This window comes from Rhodobacter sp. P2_H5 (assembly GCF_056403335.1).
In genome coordinates, this window is the sequence record NZ_JBFUFS010000006.1 from 317,238 (window position 1) to 333,483 (window position 16,246).

Below are 16,246 nucleotides of genomic sequence, written 5' to 3' on the forward strand. Positions count from 1 at the left end.
GCATGGCGATGACCGCGGTCCGGCTTTACGCGGCGGGCGATCTGCGGGTGGACGCCGTGACCCGGCCCGGCCCGCCGCCGCCGGGCTGGGTGGGCTTGAGGGTGACGGCAGCGGGGATCTGCGGGTCGGATCTGCACAACTTCCGCACTGGGCAGTGGATCTCGCGCAGCCCTTCGGTTGCGGGGCATGAATTTGCCGCTGAAGTCGTGGCCTTGGGCGAGGGTGTGACAGGGCTGGCCCTGGGCGACAGGGTGGTGGCCGACAGCCGGTTCTGGTGCGGGACCTGTGCCGCTTGCCAGCGGGGGTTGGCGCAGGTTTGTGAGACTTTGGGCTTTGTGGGCGAGGTGTGCGACGGCGGCTTTGCCGAGGAAACCATGCTTCCGGCGCGCTTGGTGCTGCGCCATGCGCCCGGGCTTGACCCCGCGATTGCCGCCTTTGCCGAGCCTTTGGCGGTGGCGCTGCACGCCGTGCGGCGGTTGAACGCGCCGCAGGGGGCGCCGGTGCTGGTCATGGGGTGTGGACCGATTGGCGGGTTGGCGGCCTTGCTTTTGTCACATCTGCATCGGGGGGAGGTTCTGGTCAGCGACCGCAACCAGGCTCGGGCCGAAAAGGTGGCCGAGGTGACGGGGGCGCGTGTGGTGACGCTGGAGGATGCGCCGAAGGACCTGCGCCATGCCATCGAGGCGACGGGGCAGGTCGCCGTGGTAGAGGCTTTGCTGGACCGGCTGGACCCGGGCGGCGGGATTGCCTTGGTCGGCATCTCGCATGGGACGCTGGCCTTGGACCCGAACCGGCTGGTGGAGCGCGAGATTGCGCTGATCGGCTGCCATGCCTTTGGGGCGGAATTGCCGGAGGCGGTGGAGTTGCTGACCGCACTGGCGCCGCAGTTGGAACGGTTCATCGACCGGCGCATTGGCCTTGCAGCGGTGCCGGAGGCTTACGAGCGCTTGCTGAAAGGGCAGGCACAGGGTCTGAAAACCATCATCCTGCCCGGGGTGGCGGGATGAACCTCAACCCGGGCCTGGCGGGGCCGCTTTATGAAAGGGTCAAGGCCTATGTGCTGGAGCGGATCGCCAGTGGCGAGTGGTTGACCGACCATCGCCTGCCGTCGGAAAATGAACTGGTGGCGCATCTGGGGATTTCGCGGATGACGGTGAACCGGGCGCTGAGGGAGCTGACCTCGGCCGGGTATCTGCTCCGTATCCAGGGGGTTGGCACCTTTGTGGCCCCGCGCAAGCCATTGTCGGCGCTGATCGAGATCAACGATATCTCGGTCGAGATCCGGGCGCGGGGCAGCGTGCATCGGGCCGAGGTGATCCGGCTGGAGATGCTGACCGCCTCCCCCGACCTTGCCGCCGCTTTTGAATTTCGCGGGCCGCAGCGGGTGGGGCATTCCATCGTCCTTCATTTCGAGAACAACGTGCCGGTGCAGGTCGAGGAGCGTTATGTGAACACGGCTTTGGTCCCCGCCTATGACCAGCAGGATTTCACGAAGATGACGACGTTCGACTATCTTCAGGCGCAGATGCCGCTGTCGGAGGTGGAGCATGTCATCTCGGCCATCCCCGCCGACCCGGAGATGGCGCAGCATCTGAACCTGCATCTGGGCGAGCCTTGCCTTCTGCTCCACCGCAGGACGTGGAGCGGGCAGGCGGTGGCGACGGTCAACAACTTCACCTATGCCGGGCGGCGCTATTCGCTGGGCAGCCGCTATCATCCCGCCGCCCTGGGGGCCAAGACATGAGCCGCACCGCCGAAATCCGCGCCTTGGCGCAGAGGGATGAGCCTGCGGCGCTGGCCAAGCTGGCGGACCTTCTGGCGGCGAGTTTCGGGCTGCAGGCGCGGGAGGTAGCGATCAACCGGGATCAGTACAGCCTCAACTCGCTCAACGGGTTTTTCGCCACGGATGAGGGCGCGTTCTTCTTCAAATTCCATCAGGAAGAGGGCGAAGAGGCGATGAGCGGCGAATATTACCGCGCCGAGATTCTGGAGGCAGCGGGTCTGCCGGTGGACATGCCCTTGTATCGGTCGAGTGAGCCGGGCGAGCAGATCCTGATCTATCGCCGCCGCAGCGACCCGCGCTTTTCGGATGTGCTGCGGGCCCTGGATCTGGCGCCCGATGCGGCGGCGGAGGCTTTGGCTGTGGCGGCGGAGGTGGGACTGAACCGCAAGCTGTTGCAGGTCAGCCGGGCGAGCCTGCATGCGATCACGGCGGAGGAAAGTGCGGCGGAGCCGATCCACCGGCTGTTTTCCGAACGTCTGGTTGATTTGCCGGGGCGAACCTATCCGGGCGGGCGGTTGAAGTCGTTCTACGTCGGGCAAAGCTTCGAATTTCCCGGGGTTAGTCTCGATTGGGACCAGGTTTCCACGGCGCGGGTCCGGGTCAATGGCGTGGATTATGCCGACAGCATCGGCGCCCTGTTCGACCGTTCGGCCGATCTGCTGCGGCCAGAGGCTTTGGCTCGGTTCGGTGGCGTGGTGGCGCATGGCGATGCCCATAACGCCAATGTCTGGTATCAGGCGGGGCCGGAGCTGGTCTTCTTCGATCCGGCCTTTGCGGGCGAGAATGTGCCCGCACTTCTGGCCGAGGTGAAGGCGACGTTTCACAACATCCTGGCCCATCCGTTCTGGCTTTATGACCCGGCGCTGGCGGCGGCGCATTTCCACGCCGAGGTGCTATATGATGGCGCGGTCTTGGAGATCACGACCGATTACCAGCCGAGCCGCATCCGCGACGCGCTGTTGCAGGTGAAGGCCGAGGAATACTGGCGCCCGATGCTCGCCACGCTGCGCGAGCGGGGGTTCTTGCCCGACGACTGGCGGGCAACGCTGCGCGCCGCGCTGTTCTGCTGCCCGACGCTGGTGATGAGCCTGCGGGCCGGGGGCAGCCACAATGCCGTCTCCTCGGCCATCGGCTTTGCGGTCAGCGTCATGGCGGGGAGCGAGCCTGTGGGGGCTTCGGACCGGATCAGCGCCTTCCTCGACCAGATCAGCCCGGCGCGCTAGCCTACCAGGCGAGGATGCGCCTGCCGAACCAGGTGGCGGCGAGGGTGACGACGAGGATGGCCACGCCGTACCAGGTCAGGAAAAACAACGGGTTGTCGCGGGTGCAGAAGAAGGAATAGCCCGCTGCCGACCCCGATGCCGCCGTAAGCCCGGCCAGTGTGGCCGAAAGCCGGGGCGAGGCGCTGGCCCCCTGCCGCATCAGGCGCAGCACCAGGATGGTCGGCACGATCGAGATCAACGGGATCAGGCCCAGGCATTCGGACAGCGAGAACATCCCAAGTTCGGCAAAACGCTCGGCGGGGGGACGCATGAGGAAGGTCGTGACCCACATCACCAGGGCGATGCCGCCCGGGATGGCGTAAAGCCACAGAAGCCGGCCGATCCGCGCCTCGGGCCGGGCCATGTGCAGAAGAAGCGCGCCGGACAGCAGGCAAAGCGCCAGCGGCAGGAAGGTCTTGACCGGCACGACGGGGTTTTCCCAAGCGAGGCCGAGGTTCGGCCGGGTGCCCAGAAGGGTCAGGAAAACCACAACGGCGGCAGCAATCGACAGGCCGATCCATAGCGCCAGACGCCCGTCGCGCAGGGGTGCGGGCGGGGCCTCGGTGGCGAGGCGGGCAATCAGGTCATCGGTCTTCATCGCTGGTCCTTCCGCCCCAGAGCGGCCAGTTTGCGCATGGCGCGGTGCAGGGTGACGCGCAGATGCACCGGGGTCATGTGCAGCCTTTCGCTGACCGCCGACTGGTCTTCCTCGCGCAGCGAGACGGCGCGGACCACCTCGGCCGAGCGGGGGTCAAGCTGGCTGATCAGGCGTTCGACCTCGCGCTTGTCGTCGGCGGCGCTGGACAGGTCAGGCTCGGCCTCGGCGGGCAGGATATCGGCGTAATCCTCGATCGGCAGGTGAATGGTGGCGCCACGGCGGCGGAAGGCGTCGATCACCTTGTAGCGGGCGATGGCATAGACCCAGGGCCGCACCGGCGCATCCGGCCGCCAGGTCTGGCGTTTGAGGTGAAGTCCCAAGAGCACGTCCTGCACAATATCCTCATGCTGATCAGGCGGAAGGGCGCGCCCGCGGGCGCGGACGATCCCCCGGATTACGGGTGTGACGGCGTGCAGGAACCGGGCATAGGCCTGCCCGTCCCCCGCATTTGCCGCCATAAGCAGCGTGGCCCAAGGGTCCTCGGTCTGCTGCATATCCCTCTGCACTTCGCCTGATCGGGGGCAGTGTTACAGGCCGGGGCTGCGAAAGAGAAATTGTTTTGCGGTGGGGCCGATCACAAGGTGCTGCGGTTCAGACCGCGCGCAGGGTTTCCGCATCGAGCCGCAACAGGCGGTTCATGCCGGCGACCGCCTCGGCCGGGTTGCCGTCCTCGATCGCATGGACAAGGGCGGCATAAAGTTCGGCGTTGCGGGCGGCAAACTCGGTCGCCCCGGCCTCCATCATCCGGCGCAGGGTGCTGGCGATGGCAAATTCGACCAGGCCGGTGGCACTGCGCAGAAGCGGGTTGTGCGAGGCCTCGAAGACGAGACGGTGGATTTCATAGGCCGCAAGGCCGTTGGGTTCCGGCATGGTGGAGGAGATGTCGTATTGCTGCAGCCAGTAGCGCATCATCCGGACATGTTCGGCATTGCGGCGTTTGGCGGCAAGCTCGGCGGCCTGGGTTTCCAAGGGGGCGCGCAGTTCGATCAGCGCGTCAAGAAAGCCGGGCTCGGGTGTTGCGTGAAAGATCCAGAACAGCACCTGACGGTCGAACAGGTTCCAGCGGCTGCGCGGCTGGACGCGGGTGCCGACCTTGGCGCGGGCCTCGACCAGACCCTTGGCCTCCAGCGTTTTCAAGGCCTCGCGCAGCACGGTGCGCGAGACGCCGTAGCGGTCCATCATCTCGGCATCGTTGGGCAGGATGGAGCCGAGCGCGAAACTGCCCGAGGCGACGCCAAGGCCAATTTCGTTGATGACAAAGGAATGGAAATTCCTGGCCGATTGCCGCCCGGATAGCGAACGGATCAGAAGGCCGGGCTCACTCATGTTGTTTCTTCGGCCTTATTTGCGCTTGGACGAGGCCCGGAATACCAGACGTTGCAGCAGGATGAACATAAAGAGAAGCACCCCGATGACGATTTTTGTCCACCAGCTGGACAGGGTGCCGTCGAAGATGATGTAGGTCTGCACCAGCCCCATCAGCATGACGCCGATGAAAGTGCCCGCGACAAAGCCGTAACCCCCGGTCAGAAGCGTGCCGCCGATGACGACCGCGCCGATGGCATCAAGCTCGACCCCGACCGCCGCCAGCGAATAGCCGGCCGAGGTGTAAAGCGAGAAGATGATCCCGGCGAGGCCGGCCAGCGTGGAGGACAGCGTGTAGATCAGGATCGTGGTCCGTGCCACCGGCACCCCCATCAGCGCCGCCGAAGTGGCATTGCCGCCCAAAGCGTAGACATAAGAGCCGAACCGCGTGCGGTGGGCGATCAGCGCGCCGACCACGAAAACCGCCACCATGATGCCGCCGATCAGGCTGATCCGGCCGCCGCCGGGCAGTTTGTAGTAGGCATTGGCGACGGTGGTGTAGAATTCGTGGGTGATGGCGATGGAATCCGGCGACATGACCGAAGCCGCCCCGCGTGCCAGGAACATCCCCGCCAGGGTGACGATGAAACTGGGCACTGCAAGGTAATGGATCGCTGCCCCCATCGCCGCGCCAAACAGCGCCGAGACGATCAGCGCCAGCGCGAAGGCCGCCAGCGGATGGACGCCGTACCAGGAGATCAGGACGGCGACGAAGACCCCGGTAAAGCCGATCACCGCGCCAACCGACAGGTCGATCCCGCCGGAGAGGATGACAAAGGTCATCCCCACCGCCGTGATGCCCAGAAAGGCATTGTCGGTCAGGAAGTTGCCGAGCACGCGGGTCGACAGGATGCCATGAAACTGAAAGGCCGCGGCGAAATAGGCCAGCAGGAAGATGACGGCAGTGGCCGCCAGGGGGCGCAGGGAGCGGTTCATTTTGCGCCTTTCTTCAGGAACATGCCGGCGGCAAGCGGGGATTGCAGGATCAGGATGATGATGATCACCCCGGCCTTGACGATCAGGTTGAATTCGGGCCGGAAGCCCGAGACGAGGATGCCGGTGTTCATCGCCTGAATGATCAGGGCCCCCACCACCGACATGGCAATCGAGAACCGCCCGCCCAGCAGGGAGGTGCCGCCGATGACGACGGCGAGGATGGCGTCCAGCTCCAGCCAGAGGCCGGCATTGTTGGCATCGGCGCCGCGAATGTCGGCGGCGACGATGATGCCCGAGATCGCGGCACAAAAGCCCGAGAAGGCATAGACGATCAGCAGCAGGATGGTGGAGGAGATGCCGGCAAAGCGCGCGGCAGAGCGGTTAACGCCGACCGCCTCGATCAGAAGGCCAAGGGCGGTGCGCCGCACGGCCAAGGTGGCCAGCAGCATCAGGCAGAGGGCAATCACCACCGGCATCGGGAAGCCGAGGAAGGTGCCGGTGCCGAGGAAGATGAGATGTGGGTCCGAGAAGGTGACGATAGAGCCCTTGGTGATCAGCTGCGCCACACCGCGCCCGGCCACCATTATGACGAGGGTGGCGATGATCGGCTGGATCTCCAAGACCGTCACAAGAATGCCGTTCCACAACCCGCAGATCAGGCCGGTGGCAAGGGCGGCGGGTACAGCCACCCAGACCGAATAGCCCGCGACGACGGTGCTGGCGGCGACAGCACCAGCAATTGCCATCACGGCGCCGACCGACAGGTCAACGCCCTTGGTCGCAATCACCGCCGTCATGCCGACGGCAAGGATCGCCACGGGTGCGCCACGGTTCAAGACGTCGATCAGGCTGCCGAAAAACCGGCCATCCTGCCAGATCACATTGAAAAACCCGGGGAAGAGCAGCCAGTTGAAGGCCAGAACCGCCACCAGCGCCACGGTTTGCGGGGTGACAAGACGCGAGGCTTGCAGCTTCATGCGGCACCTTCCTGCGAGGTATGGGCTTTTGAGGCATCGGCTTGCGCCGCAATCGCCTGCACGATGACGGCGGGGGAGATATCGGCGCCGGTCAGTTCGGCCACCATCTCGCGGTCGCGCATCACGACGACGCGGCTGGAATAGGCCACGACCTCATCAAGCTCGGAGGAGATGACCAGCAAAGCCAGCCCGTCCTCACGCAGGCGGTTGATGGTGCGGACGATCTCGGCATGGGCGCCGACGTCGATGCCGCGGGTCGGTTCGTCAAGGATCAGAAGGCTCGGGTCAATCGCCAGCCAGCGGGCGAGGATCACCTTCTGCTGATTGCCGCCCGACAGCAGCCGCACCGGCATGTCATGGTTGGCGGCGCGGATGTCCAGAGCCTCGGCAAAGCGGCCGGCGATCTCGTCCTGTTCGTCGCGCGACAGGGCTTTCAGCCAGCCGAGCTTGGCCTGCAGGGCGATGATGATGTTTTCGCGCACCGAAAGCTCGCCGAAGATGCCGTCCAGCTTGCGATCCTCGGGGCAGAAGCCGAAGCCCGCCGCCACCGCCTGCGCCGGATTGCGCAGGGACAGCGGGCGGTCGTTCATGGTGACCGAACCTTCGTCGGGCACATCGACGCCGAACATCAGCCGTGCCATCTCGGTCCTTCCCGAGCCCAGAAGGCCCGCGACACCCACCACCTCGCCGCGCCGCAGGTCCAGCGTGAAGGGCGCGACCTTGCCCGCCTTGCCAACGCCCTTGAAGGATACCAGCGCAGGGCCGGCCTCGGCCTCTTCCAAGAGGGTGGCGGGATGGGTGAAGACGACATCCTTGCCCAGCATCAGGCGCACCACATCGGTGCGGCTGAGGTCGGTCAGCGGCTGGGTCGTCACCAGCTTGCCGTTGCGCAGGATGGTCACGCGGTCAGAGATGGCGAAGACCTGATCGAGGAAATGGGTGATGAACAGAATGGCCAGACCGCGGGCTTTCAGGGTGCGGATCACCTCGAACAGTCGGTCCACCTCGTTGCGGTCAAGGCTGGCGGTGGGTTCATCGAGGACAAGAACCTTGCCCGAAAGCTCCACCGCGCGGGCGATGGCGACGATCTGCTGGACGGCGACGGAATAGCTGCCAAGTTCGGCCTTCACGTCGATATCAAGGCCATAGGTCGCCAGAACCTCACGCGCCTTGGTGGCGATGGCGGCCTTGCGGACAAAGCCCCAGGTGGTGGGTTGATGGCCAAGGAAGAGATTCTCGGCGACGGTCAGGTTCGGCACCAGGTTCACTTCCTGGTAAACGGTGCCGATGCCATGGCCCTGCGCCTGCAAGGGGTCGTGGAAGGTGACGGGATAGCCGTCCAGCCGGACCTCGCCCTGATCAACGCTGTAGGCGCCGGTCAGGATCTTGATCAGGGTGGATTTGCCGGCCCCGTTCTCGCCCAGAAGCGCGTGAACCTCGCCCGCCCAAAGATCGATATCAACGCCCTGCAGCGCCTGATGCTGGCCAAAGACCTTGCCCAGACCGACCCCCTGCAACACCGGTGGTGCGCTTTGCGCCATCCGCCGTTCCTCCCCCATTGTCTTTATGATCAGTTGCCCGTTCCCGCGCGCGGGGCAATATAAATCCGCCGGCCAGAGGGTCTGGCCGGCGGGGTCAGCCCAGGCTGGGAGGCTTAGTAGCCCAGGCCTTTGCGTGCCTCGTATTCCCCTTTCGGATCATCTGCCGGGGTGTAGAGCTTGCTTTCGGTGATGATGAACTTCGCCGGCATGGTGCCGTCTTTCTTGAAGGCCTCCAGCGCGTCGAAGGCCGGGCCGGCCATGTTCGGGGTCAGTTCGACCGTGGCATTGGCCTCGCCGTTCATCATGGCCTGGAAGATATCCGGCACGCCGTCGATCGAGATGGTGATGATGTCCTTGCCGGGGTTCAGGCCGGCATCCTTCATCGCCTGGATCGCGCCGACCATCATGTCGTCGTTATGGGCGTAGACGGCGCAGATATCCTTGCCGCCGTTTTCGGCCTTGATGAAGCCTTCCATCACTTCCTTGCCTTTCGAGCGGGTGAATTCCCCGGTCTGGCTGCGGACGATGGTGATGTTGGCCTGCTTGGTGACGGTCTCGTCAAACCCCTTCTTGCGGTTGATCGCCGGGGTCGAACCCACGGTACCTTCGATCTCGACCACCTTGCAGGGCTTGTCCTTGACGGTGTCGACGAGGAACTGACCGGCCACCGCGCCCTCATGCACCTGATCCGAGGCGATCGAGGTCAGGTAAAGATCCTGGCTCGCATCCACACCGCGGTCGAGAAGGATGACCGGAATATTGGCGTCCTTGGCTTCGCCCAGAACGGCATCCCAGCCGGTGGCGACGACGGGGGCGACCAGGATCGCATCAACGCCCTGAGCGATGAAGCCGCGGATCGCCTTGATCTGGTTTTCCTGCTTTTGCTGGGCATCAGCGAATTTCAGGTCGATGCCGTGCTTTTCTGCCTGCTGCTTGGTGACCGAGGTTTCAGCCGCGCGCCAGCCCGATTCCGAGCCGATCTGCGAGAAACCAACCACCAGACCGCCCGCCATGGCGGTCGAAGACATGAGGGCAACGGTGCCCGCGGCCAGCGCGAGCTTCTTGATAATGGACATTTTTCCTCCCACGGATGTTGTCGCGGACGTCTCCTGCGCCGACGATGAGAGAAGCCTAGCAAAAGTAATACTATATGCAAACGGTTTGTTTTCTGGGCGTTTTGCCCAAAAAAAGGCCGGGGTGTCCGGGGTATCGCCCGGCGCATGGCGCAGAGCACGGCCTTGTAATTTTTGGATAATTTTTTCCGGCTTGGGCACGATCTTGTGATTGGGCCGGGCGGTACAGCCTGCGCTTGCAGTTCCGCCTGCTGATTCGCGCCGGGTCAGCGCCGCCCGCATTTTCCGGGTTTCTGCAATGCGGCAAATGGCGCGCGACTGCAGCATTCGCCGGATGATTTGCCCGTGAGCCTGCGACAGGCTGAAGCACCGGTGGTAATTTCGTGTACAAATGCATATATTCAAATATGAAGTTGTCGAAAGACTGAGGAGTGAATCATGCGGACCTGGCCCGGCGTCGTTCTGGTTGCAGCGCTGTCGACCCTGATGGCGCATGCGGTTCTGGCTGAGGCTAACGGTTTGCAGCCTCGGCAGATCGCCGAATGGAAGGGCGTATATGGCCAGATCGAGCCGCGCGACCGCATCCCGGCGCGGGCGCGTCTGGGCGGCACTCTGGTCGATCTGAGCGTGGTGGAGGGCGATGCGGTGAAAGCCGGCCAGTCGATCGCGCGGATCGTGGATGAGAAGCTGGCCTTTCAACTGTCGGCGCTGGCGGCGCAGCGCGGCGGTCTGGCGGCGCAGCTTGGCACCGCGCAGACCGATCTGAAACGCGGGCAGGATCTGTTGCAGCGCGGTGTGATCACAGCGCAGGGGCTGGACGCGCTGCGCACCCAGGTCGATGTGCTGAACGGCCAGATTGCGGCGCTGGATGCACAGTCCGATGTGATCACACAGCAGGAAAAGGAGGGGACGGTTCTGGCGCCCTCCGATGGAAGGGTGCTGGAGGTGCCCACCGCCAAGGGCGGCGTGGTCCTGCCCGGCGAGACGATTGCGACGATTGCCGCCGGTGGCACCTTCCTGCGCCTTTCGATCCCGGAGCGGCACGCCGCCAGCCTGCACGCGGGCGACAGGATCGAGATATCGGGGGCGGCGGGCACCCAGCCCGGCACGCTCTCGCGGATTTACCCGCTGATCCAGAACGGCCGCGTTCAGGCCGATGTCGAGATTGCGGGTCTGCCCGACAGCTTCATCGACGCCCGCATCCTTGTGCGGCTGCCGGTGGGCACGCGGTCGGCGTTGATGGTGCCGGCCACCGCACTGCGCCATGTCGCCGGGCTGGATTTCGCGGCGGTGGAGGCGGGCGGCGCCACCCTGATGCGCGCCGTGGTGCCGGGGGAGCACCAGACGCTCGACGGGGTGGAGATGGTCGAGATCCTCTCCGGTCTGGAGGTCGGCGACCATGTGCTTGACCCCGCTCCGGCGGAGGCCGCCCATGAGTGACCCGGCACGCGCCCCCGAAACGGCCAGGCTCGGCATCGCCGGGCGCCTGACGCGGGCCTTCATCGGCTCGGCCCTGACGCCCTTGTTTATCCTGGCCGCGCTGGCGGCAGGGCTGCTCGCCGTCACCGCGCTGCCGCGCGAGGAGGAGCCGCAGATCTCGGTCCCGATGGTCGATATCCATGTCCAGGCGCAGGGCCTGCGCGCCGAGGATGCGGTCAAGCTGGTCACTGAACCGCTGGAAGTTATCGTCAAGGGCATCGCCGGGGTGGAGCATGTCTATTCCTCCACCCGCGACGATGCCGCCATGGTCACCGCGCGCTTTGCCGTCGGCACCAATGCCGACGAGGCGCTGCTCCGCGTCCACGACAAGGTGCGCGCCAATCTCGACCGCATCCCGCTTGGCGTGCCCGAGCCCCTGATCATCGGGCGCGGCATCGACGATGTGGCGATCCTGTCGCTGACCCTCTCCTCCGCCCCCGGACAACAGGTGGCTGCGGGCGACCTGACCCGCATCGCCCGCACCCTGCAGACCGAGGTGGCCAAGACGGACAACGTCGGCCTGACCTATCTGGTGGGCGACGCGCAGGACGCGATCCAGATCCAGCCCGACCCCGACCGGCTGGCGCTGTACGGCGTGACCCTGCAACAACTGGCGCAGAAGGTGGGCCAGGCGAACCGCACGCTCGCCGCTGGCCCCCTGCGCGATGGCGGGCAACAGATTGCATTGGTGGCGGGGCAGACTCTGATCGCCCCCGCCGAGGTCGCCCGCCTTCTGCTGACCACGCGCGACGGGCGGCCGGTCTATGTGGCCGATGTCGCAACGATTGCCTATGTCGCCGACACTTCGGACCATATCGTGGCCAATGTCATCCGCGCCGCCGATGGCACCGTGACCCGCAGCCCCGCCGTAACCCTCGCCGTGGCCAAGCGCGCCGGGGCCAATGCGGTGGTGGTGTCCGAACAGGTGCTCGCCCGGGTCGAGGCGCTGAAAGGTTCGGTCCTGCCCGACAGTGTCACCCTCACCGTGACGCGCAACTATGGCGAGACGGCGAACGAGAAGGCCAACGAGCTTCTGTTCCACCTTGGCCTTGCCACCGTCTCGATCATCCTTCTGGTCTGGCTCGCCATCGGGGCGCGCGAGGCGGCGGTGGTCGCCATCGTGATCCCGGTGACCATCCTGCTGACGCTCTTCGCGGCCTGGATCATGGGCTATACGCTCAACCGGGTCAGCCTGTTTGCGCTGATCTTCTCGATCGGCATCCTGGTCGATGACGCCATCGTGGTGATCGAGAACATCGCCCGCCACTGGGCGATGCGCGACGGTCGCAGCCCCGCCGCCGCCGCCATCGACGCCGTGGCCGAGGTGGGTAACCCGACCATCGTGGCGACCCTGACCGTGGTGGCGGCGCTGTTGCCGATGCTCTTCGTCTCCGGCCTGATGGGCCCCTATATGAGCCCGATCCCGGCCAATGCCTCGGCGGCGATGATCTTTTCCTTCTTCGTCGCGGTGATCATCACGCCCTGGCTGATGGTCAAGATCGCCGGTCGCAGGGCGGGGGCGGGCCATGCCAGCCATGGCCCCGGCTGGCTTGACCGCGCCTATCGCCGCGTCGCGCGGCCCCTGATGCAGAGCAAGGCGCGCAGCCTCGGTTTTCTGCTGGTGACGGCGGCCCTGTCCTTCGGCTCTCTGGCGCTGCTTTATACCCGCGATGTCACGGTCAAGCTTCTGCCCTTCGACAACAAATCCGAACTCTCGGTGATGATCGACCTGCCCGAGGGCGCCTCGGTCGAGGCGACCGACCGCGTGGCGCAGGATGTGGCGCGGGTCGTGCTGCAGATGCCCGAGGTGACCTCGGTCCAGACCCATGCCGGCACCGCGGCGCCCTTCAACTTCAACGGGTTGGTGCGGCACTACTACCTGCGCGACGAGCCGCAGCTGGGCGAGGTCGCGGTCAACCTGCTGCCCAAGGGCGCGCGCAGCCGGGCCAGCCATGCGATTGCGCTGGCGATCCGCCAAAGCCTCGCCAGCCTCGCCCTGCCGCCCGGCACCAGCCTGAAGGTGGTCGAACCGCCGCCCGGCCCGCCGGTGATCGCCACCCTCCTGGCCGAGGTCTATGGCCCCGACGCCGCCACCCGCCGCGCTGCCGCGACCCAGATCCGCAAGGCGTTTGAGGCGGTGCCCTTCGTCGTCGACGTCGACGACAGTTTCGGCACCCAGGCGCGGCGGCTGCGGGCCACGATTTCCAACGACAACCTCGACTTCTTTGGCGTGCAGGAACAGGATGTCTTCGACACCATCGCCCTTCTGAACGGCGGCCAGACGGTCGGCTATTCCCATCGCGGCGCCGGTCGCCTGCCGATCCCCCTGCAGGTGGCGCGGGCGAAATCCGACCGGGTGATGGACGAACGCTTCCTGACCACGCCGATCCCGGCCAATGTCCTGCCGGGGGCCAAGGGCGTGGTCGAACTGGGCGACGTGGTGACGGTGGCCGAGGAGCCCGCCTCCTACCCGATCTTCCGCCACAATGGCCGCGATGCCGAGATGGTCAGCGCCGAACTGGCCGGCGCTTTCGAGGCGCCTTTGTATGGGATGCTCGCCGTGGCCGACCGGATCGCCGCGCAGGACTGGCCGAACGGCAAGCCGGTGATCCGCCTGCATGGCCAGCCGCTGGATGAAAGCAAGGTCACGCTGCTCTGGGATGGCGAGTGGGAGGTGACCTATGTCACCTTCCGCGACATGGGGGCGGCCTTTGGCGTGGCGCTGCTGGGGATTTATATCCTGGTGGTGGCGCAGTTCGGCTCGTTCCGGCTGCCGCTGGTGATCCTGACGCCGATCCCGCTAACCTTCCTTGGCATCATGGTGGGGCACTGGATCTTTCGCGCGCCCTTCTCGGCCACTTCGATGATCGGCTTCATAGCCCTCGCCGGGATCATCGTGCGGAACTCGATCCTGCTGGTGGATTTCATCCGGCATTCCGGGCCGCAGGTCACGGTCGAGGTCCTGCTGGAGGCCGGGGCGATCCGGTTCAAGCCGATCCTTCTGACCGCCCTTGCCGCGATGATCGGCGCGGTGGTGATCCTGTCGGACCCGATCTTCCAGGGCCTCGCCATCTCGCTTCTGTTCGGGCTGCTCTCCTCGACCCTGCTGACGGTGCTGGTGATCCCGGCGATCTACCGCGTCTTCAAGACCTGACCTTCGTTCCAACCCAAGGAGACTTCGATGACCCTCGACCGTTCCGTCCTTCTGTTCGCCGGCATCATGGTGCTTGCGAGCGTGCTTCTGACCTGGCTGGTCTCGCCCTGGTTTGTCTGGCTGACCGTCTTTGTCGGCGCCAACCTGATCCAGTCGGCCTTCACCGGCTTCTGCCCCGCCGCGAAGCTGTTCAAGGCGCTGGGGGTCCGCAAGGGCTGCGCCTTCGAATAGGAGGGCGGCGCCAGCGGAGTCTGGCGCCTCCCCCCGTGCAATCCGGAGGATTGCACGCGTGCAAGGTTGGGTAAGGGGTTGATTTTGTGGTGGTTTTGGAAATTTGTTAAGGTTTTGTTAGGATTTGGGGGTGTGGGAAGTGAGCATGGTCAACTAAAGTAAGCCTTCTTGATGCGACCCTCGATTGCTCGGATCTTTGTCTCGACGTTGACACATCGCTTCCTGATGGTTCTTGCAAACACTAGAAAGATCAAGCAGGGAAGTGCAAGTTCGAAACCTACCAAAAAAAAGATCAAACTAGCACTGACCGGCGTTTCTGGCCACAGTGCGGACGCCCCGAAGAATACGATAGCGAGAAACAGCAAAACGCCGACTGTCCAAAATGCAGTTCTGTGTATCGATTGTAACGAAATCTCAAGTCTTCCTAAGTCACCCTTGACGCGCGAAACCGCTGATTTCTCATCTTGAAGATCAAGTTCGGCGACCGCTGTGCTCAAGGTTGCGGTTCGACGCTGAAGACCACCGACGCCACCCGCTGAAATCGCTTGCACAATCACTAACGCTAAGTAGAGTCCGATACCTACAGATTGCAGGTTCTCCAACGCCTCAAGCGTTGCGGTGTTCGAGCTACTACAAGCAGAAATGAACAGGATAGACGGAAAGTGATAGTCTCCAAACATGCTGTGTCAGAAATCCTTGCATCGCGGGGTTTGAGCGCATCGGAGCTTAGTGAACGTACCAAAATCGATGTCATGGAATTGTCTCGTATTATTTCTGGAGAGTCCAGCATTGATATCGACAGTGCGAAAAGAATTGCGAAGGCGTGCGGAGTGCCGCCGCAGGCTTTGTTTGCGCGTTTGCCAATTGACATTGAGCCGGTAGTTGACTTTAGGAGGGCGACCCCCTCTGCGACAACTCTCGAGTCAGGTGTTGTCGAAGCAATGGGGTTCGTTGAAAGGCTTTCGTCCACCTTGGTGGCGCTCAATCTTGTCCCCGAACTTGACGTGAGACTGAAGGATGCTGATGCAGATTTTATTCGCGAGAGCGCGACTGTTCTAGCGAAGAAATGGCGCAAGAATTGGGGTTTTACGGCAGCAGAGCAGGTTGAAGCTGCGGACAGTAACGTCATATATCGCAGTCTTCGAGAGTTTATTGAGGGTCTTGGCGTAATGGTAATTCATTATGGCCTCAATACAAGCCTGACTGCGGGAATATATAGCCGCATTGACTCCGGCCCTCATGTTATAACTATAAACACCTATCAGAGCAGCAAGGCGCGCAAACTTTTTACGCTTGCCCATGAATTTGGACATGTTCTGCTTGGAAAAGAGGGGGCGTCAAACCCATCGTCTTTGTTAAACAAAATCGAAAAATACTGCAATAAATTTGCTGCGTATCTCATTGCGCCTGATGATGCAATATCTGCCGTAATGACGAGATATAAATACAAGGCGTCTATTGATCCTGTGTTCGTGCGTAACTGTGCGAAAAACCTAGGAATCAGCCAAGAAGCGCTGGTTTTGCGCCTTGTCGAACTTGGAATGTTAAGTGTGGGGCAGTATAAGGCGTGGCGTAGATCATTCGATGGCATCACTCCTCCTGGCGATCTTTCCGATGGCGGAGGGGGACGATCTGATCCATTGGTAACAAAGCGAACGAAATATGGAAGTCTCCTGCTCGCTACCATGCGAGAGGCGCGGAGCCTCGGTAAGCTAGATGCTATATCAGTCTACAGACTTTGTGGACTGAAACCAAAATATCAGAACAAGCTCTTCGGGGTCTAGTTT

Annotated in this window: 15 protein-coding genes; 7 read left to right on the plus strand and 8 right to left on the minus strand. The window is 63.8% G+C overall.

The window, feature by feature from the left end:
- The first annotated feature begins 2 nt into the window (after window positions 1–2).
- From AC1DVR_RS11105 to AC1DVR_RS11115, 3 genes are read left to right on the plus strand one after another with little or no spacing between them, the layout of a single operon-like run.
- Entirely contained in the window at window positions 3–1,007 is a 1,005-nt protein-coding gene (locus AC1DVR_RS11105) for a zinc-dependent alcohol dehydrogenase (RefSeq protein ID WP_478000629.1), read from the plus strand.
- Window positions 1,004–1,744 carry a histidine utilization repressor gene (gene hutC, locus AC1DVR_RS11110; protein ID WP_478000630.1) on the plus strand — a complete coding sequence of 247 codons (741 nt, stop codon included), beginning with the start codon at window positions 1,004–1,006 and terminating at the stop codon, window positions 1,742–1,744. Before AC1DVR_RS11105 ends, hutC begins: the two co-directional genes overlap by 4 nt.
- Window positions 1,741–3,006 (plus strand): hypothetical protein, encoded by a 1,266-nt coding sequence (locus AC1DVR_RS11115; protein WP_478000631.1) that lies wholly within the window; start codon window positions 1,741–1,743, stop codon window positions 3,004–3,006. The genes hutC and AC1DVR_RS11115 overlap by 4 nt, the downstream gene beginning before the upstream one ends.
- A 1-nt stretch (window position 3,007) precedes the next feature.
- Here the strand turns inward: AC1DVR_RS11115 and AC1DVR_RS11120 are convergent, their stop codons facing one another.
- From AC1DVR_RS11120 to ytfQ, 7 genes are all read right to left on the minus strand, one after another.
- On the minus strand, window positions 3,008–3,643 hold the full coding sequence (locus AC1DVR_RS11120; protein WP_478000632.1) for an NrsF family protein: 636 nt from the start codon (window positions 3,641–3,643) through the stop codon (window positions 3,008–3,010).
- A complete protein-coding gene (locus tag AC1DVR_RS11125; RefSeq protein WP_478000633.1) occupies window positions 3,640–4,197 on the minus strand; it encodes a sigma-70 family RNA polymerase sigma factor in 558 nt (185 codons plus the stop codon). Before AC1DVR_RS11125 ends, AC1DVR_RS11120 begins: the two co-directional genes overlap by 4 nt.
- A 97-nt stretch (window positions 4,198–4,294) precedes the next feature.
- Window positions 4,295–5,029: a FadR/GntR family transcriptional regulator gene (locus AC1DVR_RS11130; protein ID WP_478000634.1), complete on the minus strand. Its 735-nt coding sequence runs from the start codon at window positions 5,027–5,029 to the stop codon at window positions 4,295–4,297.
- A 15-nt stretch (window positions 5,030–5,044) separates the two neighbouring features.
- Complete coding sequence (gene yjfF / locus AC1DVR_RS11135; protein ID WP_478000635.1) at window positions 5,045–6,004, minus strand: galactofuranose ABC transporter, permease protein YjfF; 960 nt, start codon at window positions 6,002–6,004, stop codon at window positions 5,045–5,047.
- Window positions 6,001–6,981, minus strand: a complete 981-nt coding sequence (locus AC1DVR_RS11140; protein ID WP_478000636.1) for an ABC transporter permease — start codon at window positions 6,979–6,981, stop codon at window positions 6,001–6,003. Before AC1DVR_RS11140 ends, yjfF begins: the two co-directional genes overlap by 4 nt.
- Complete coding sequence (locus tag AC1DVR_RS11145; protein WP_478000637.1) at window positions 6,978–8,522, minus strand: sugar ABC transporter ATP-binding protein; 1,545 nt, start codon at window positions 8,520–8,522, stop codon at window positions 6,978–6,980. The genes AC1DVR_RS11140 and AC1DVR_RS11145 overlap by 4 nt, the downstream gene beginning before the upstream one ends.
- Window positions 8,523–8,635: 113 nt before the next feature.
- Entirely contained in the window at window positions 8,636–9,598 is a 963-nt protein-coding gene (gene ytfQ, locus AC1DVR_RS11150) for a galactofuranose ABC transporter, galactofuranose-binding protein YtfQ (protein ID WP_478000638.1), read from the minus strand.
- A 435-nt stretch (window positions 9,599–10,033) separates the two neighbouring features.
- Here ytfQ and AC1DVR_RS11155 point away from each other — a divergent pair, with 435 nt between their 5' ends.
- From AC1DVR_RS11155 to AC1DVR_RS11165, 3 genes are read left to right on the plus strand one after another with little or no spacing between them, the layout of a single operon-like run.
- Window positions 10,034–11,035, plus strand: coding sequence for an efflux RND transporter periplasmic adaptor subunit (locus tag AC1DVR_RS11155; RefSeq protein WP_478000639.1), 1,002 nt, complete (start codon window positions 10,034–10,036; stop codon window positions 11,033–11,035).
- The gene (locus AC1DVR_RS11160; RefSeq protein ID WP_478000640.1) at window positions 11,028–14,228 is read left to right on the plus strand and encodes an efflux RND transporter permease subunit; all 3,201 of its coding nucleotides are present in this window, start codon (window positions 11,028–11,030) and stop codon (window positions 14,226–14,228) included. Before AC1DVR_RS11155 ends, AC1DVR_RS11160 begins: the two co-directional genes overlap by 8 nt.
- Window positions 14,229–14,255: 27 nt before the next feature.
- Entirely contained in the window at window positions 14,256–14,459 is a 204-nt protein-coding gene (locus AC1DVR_RS11165; RefSeq protein WP_478000641.1) for a YgaP family membrane protein, read from the plus strand.
- Window positions 14,460–14,608: 149 nt separating this feature from the next.
- Here the strand turns inward: AC1DVR_RS11165 and AC1DVR_RS11170 are convergent, their stop codons facing one another.
- Window positions 14,609–15,139 (minus strand): hypothetical protein, encoded by a 531-nt coding sequence (locus AC1DVR_RS11170; protein ID WP_478000642.1) that lies wholly within the window; start codon window positions 15,137–15,139, stop codon window positions 14,609–14,611.
- Here AC1DVR_RS11170 and AC1DVR_RS11175 point away from each other — a divergent pair.
- The gene (locus tag AC1DVR_RS11175) at window positions 15,122–16,243 is read left to right on the plus strand and encodes an ImmA/IrrE family metallo-endopeptidase (RefSeq protein ID WP_478000643.1); all 1,122 of its coding nucleotides are present in this window, start codon (window positions 15,122–15,124) and stop codon (window positions 16,241–16,243) included. The two genes, AC1DVR_RS11170 and AC1DVR_RS11175, sit on opposite strands and share 18 nt — an antisense overlap.
- The last annotated feature ends 3 nt before the right edge of the window (window positions 16,244–16,246 follow it).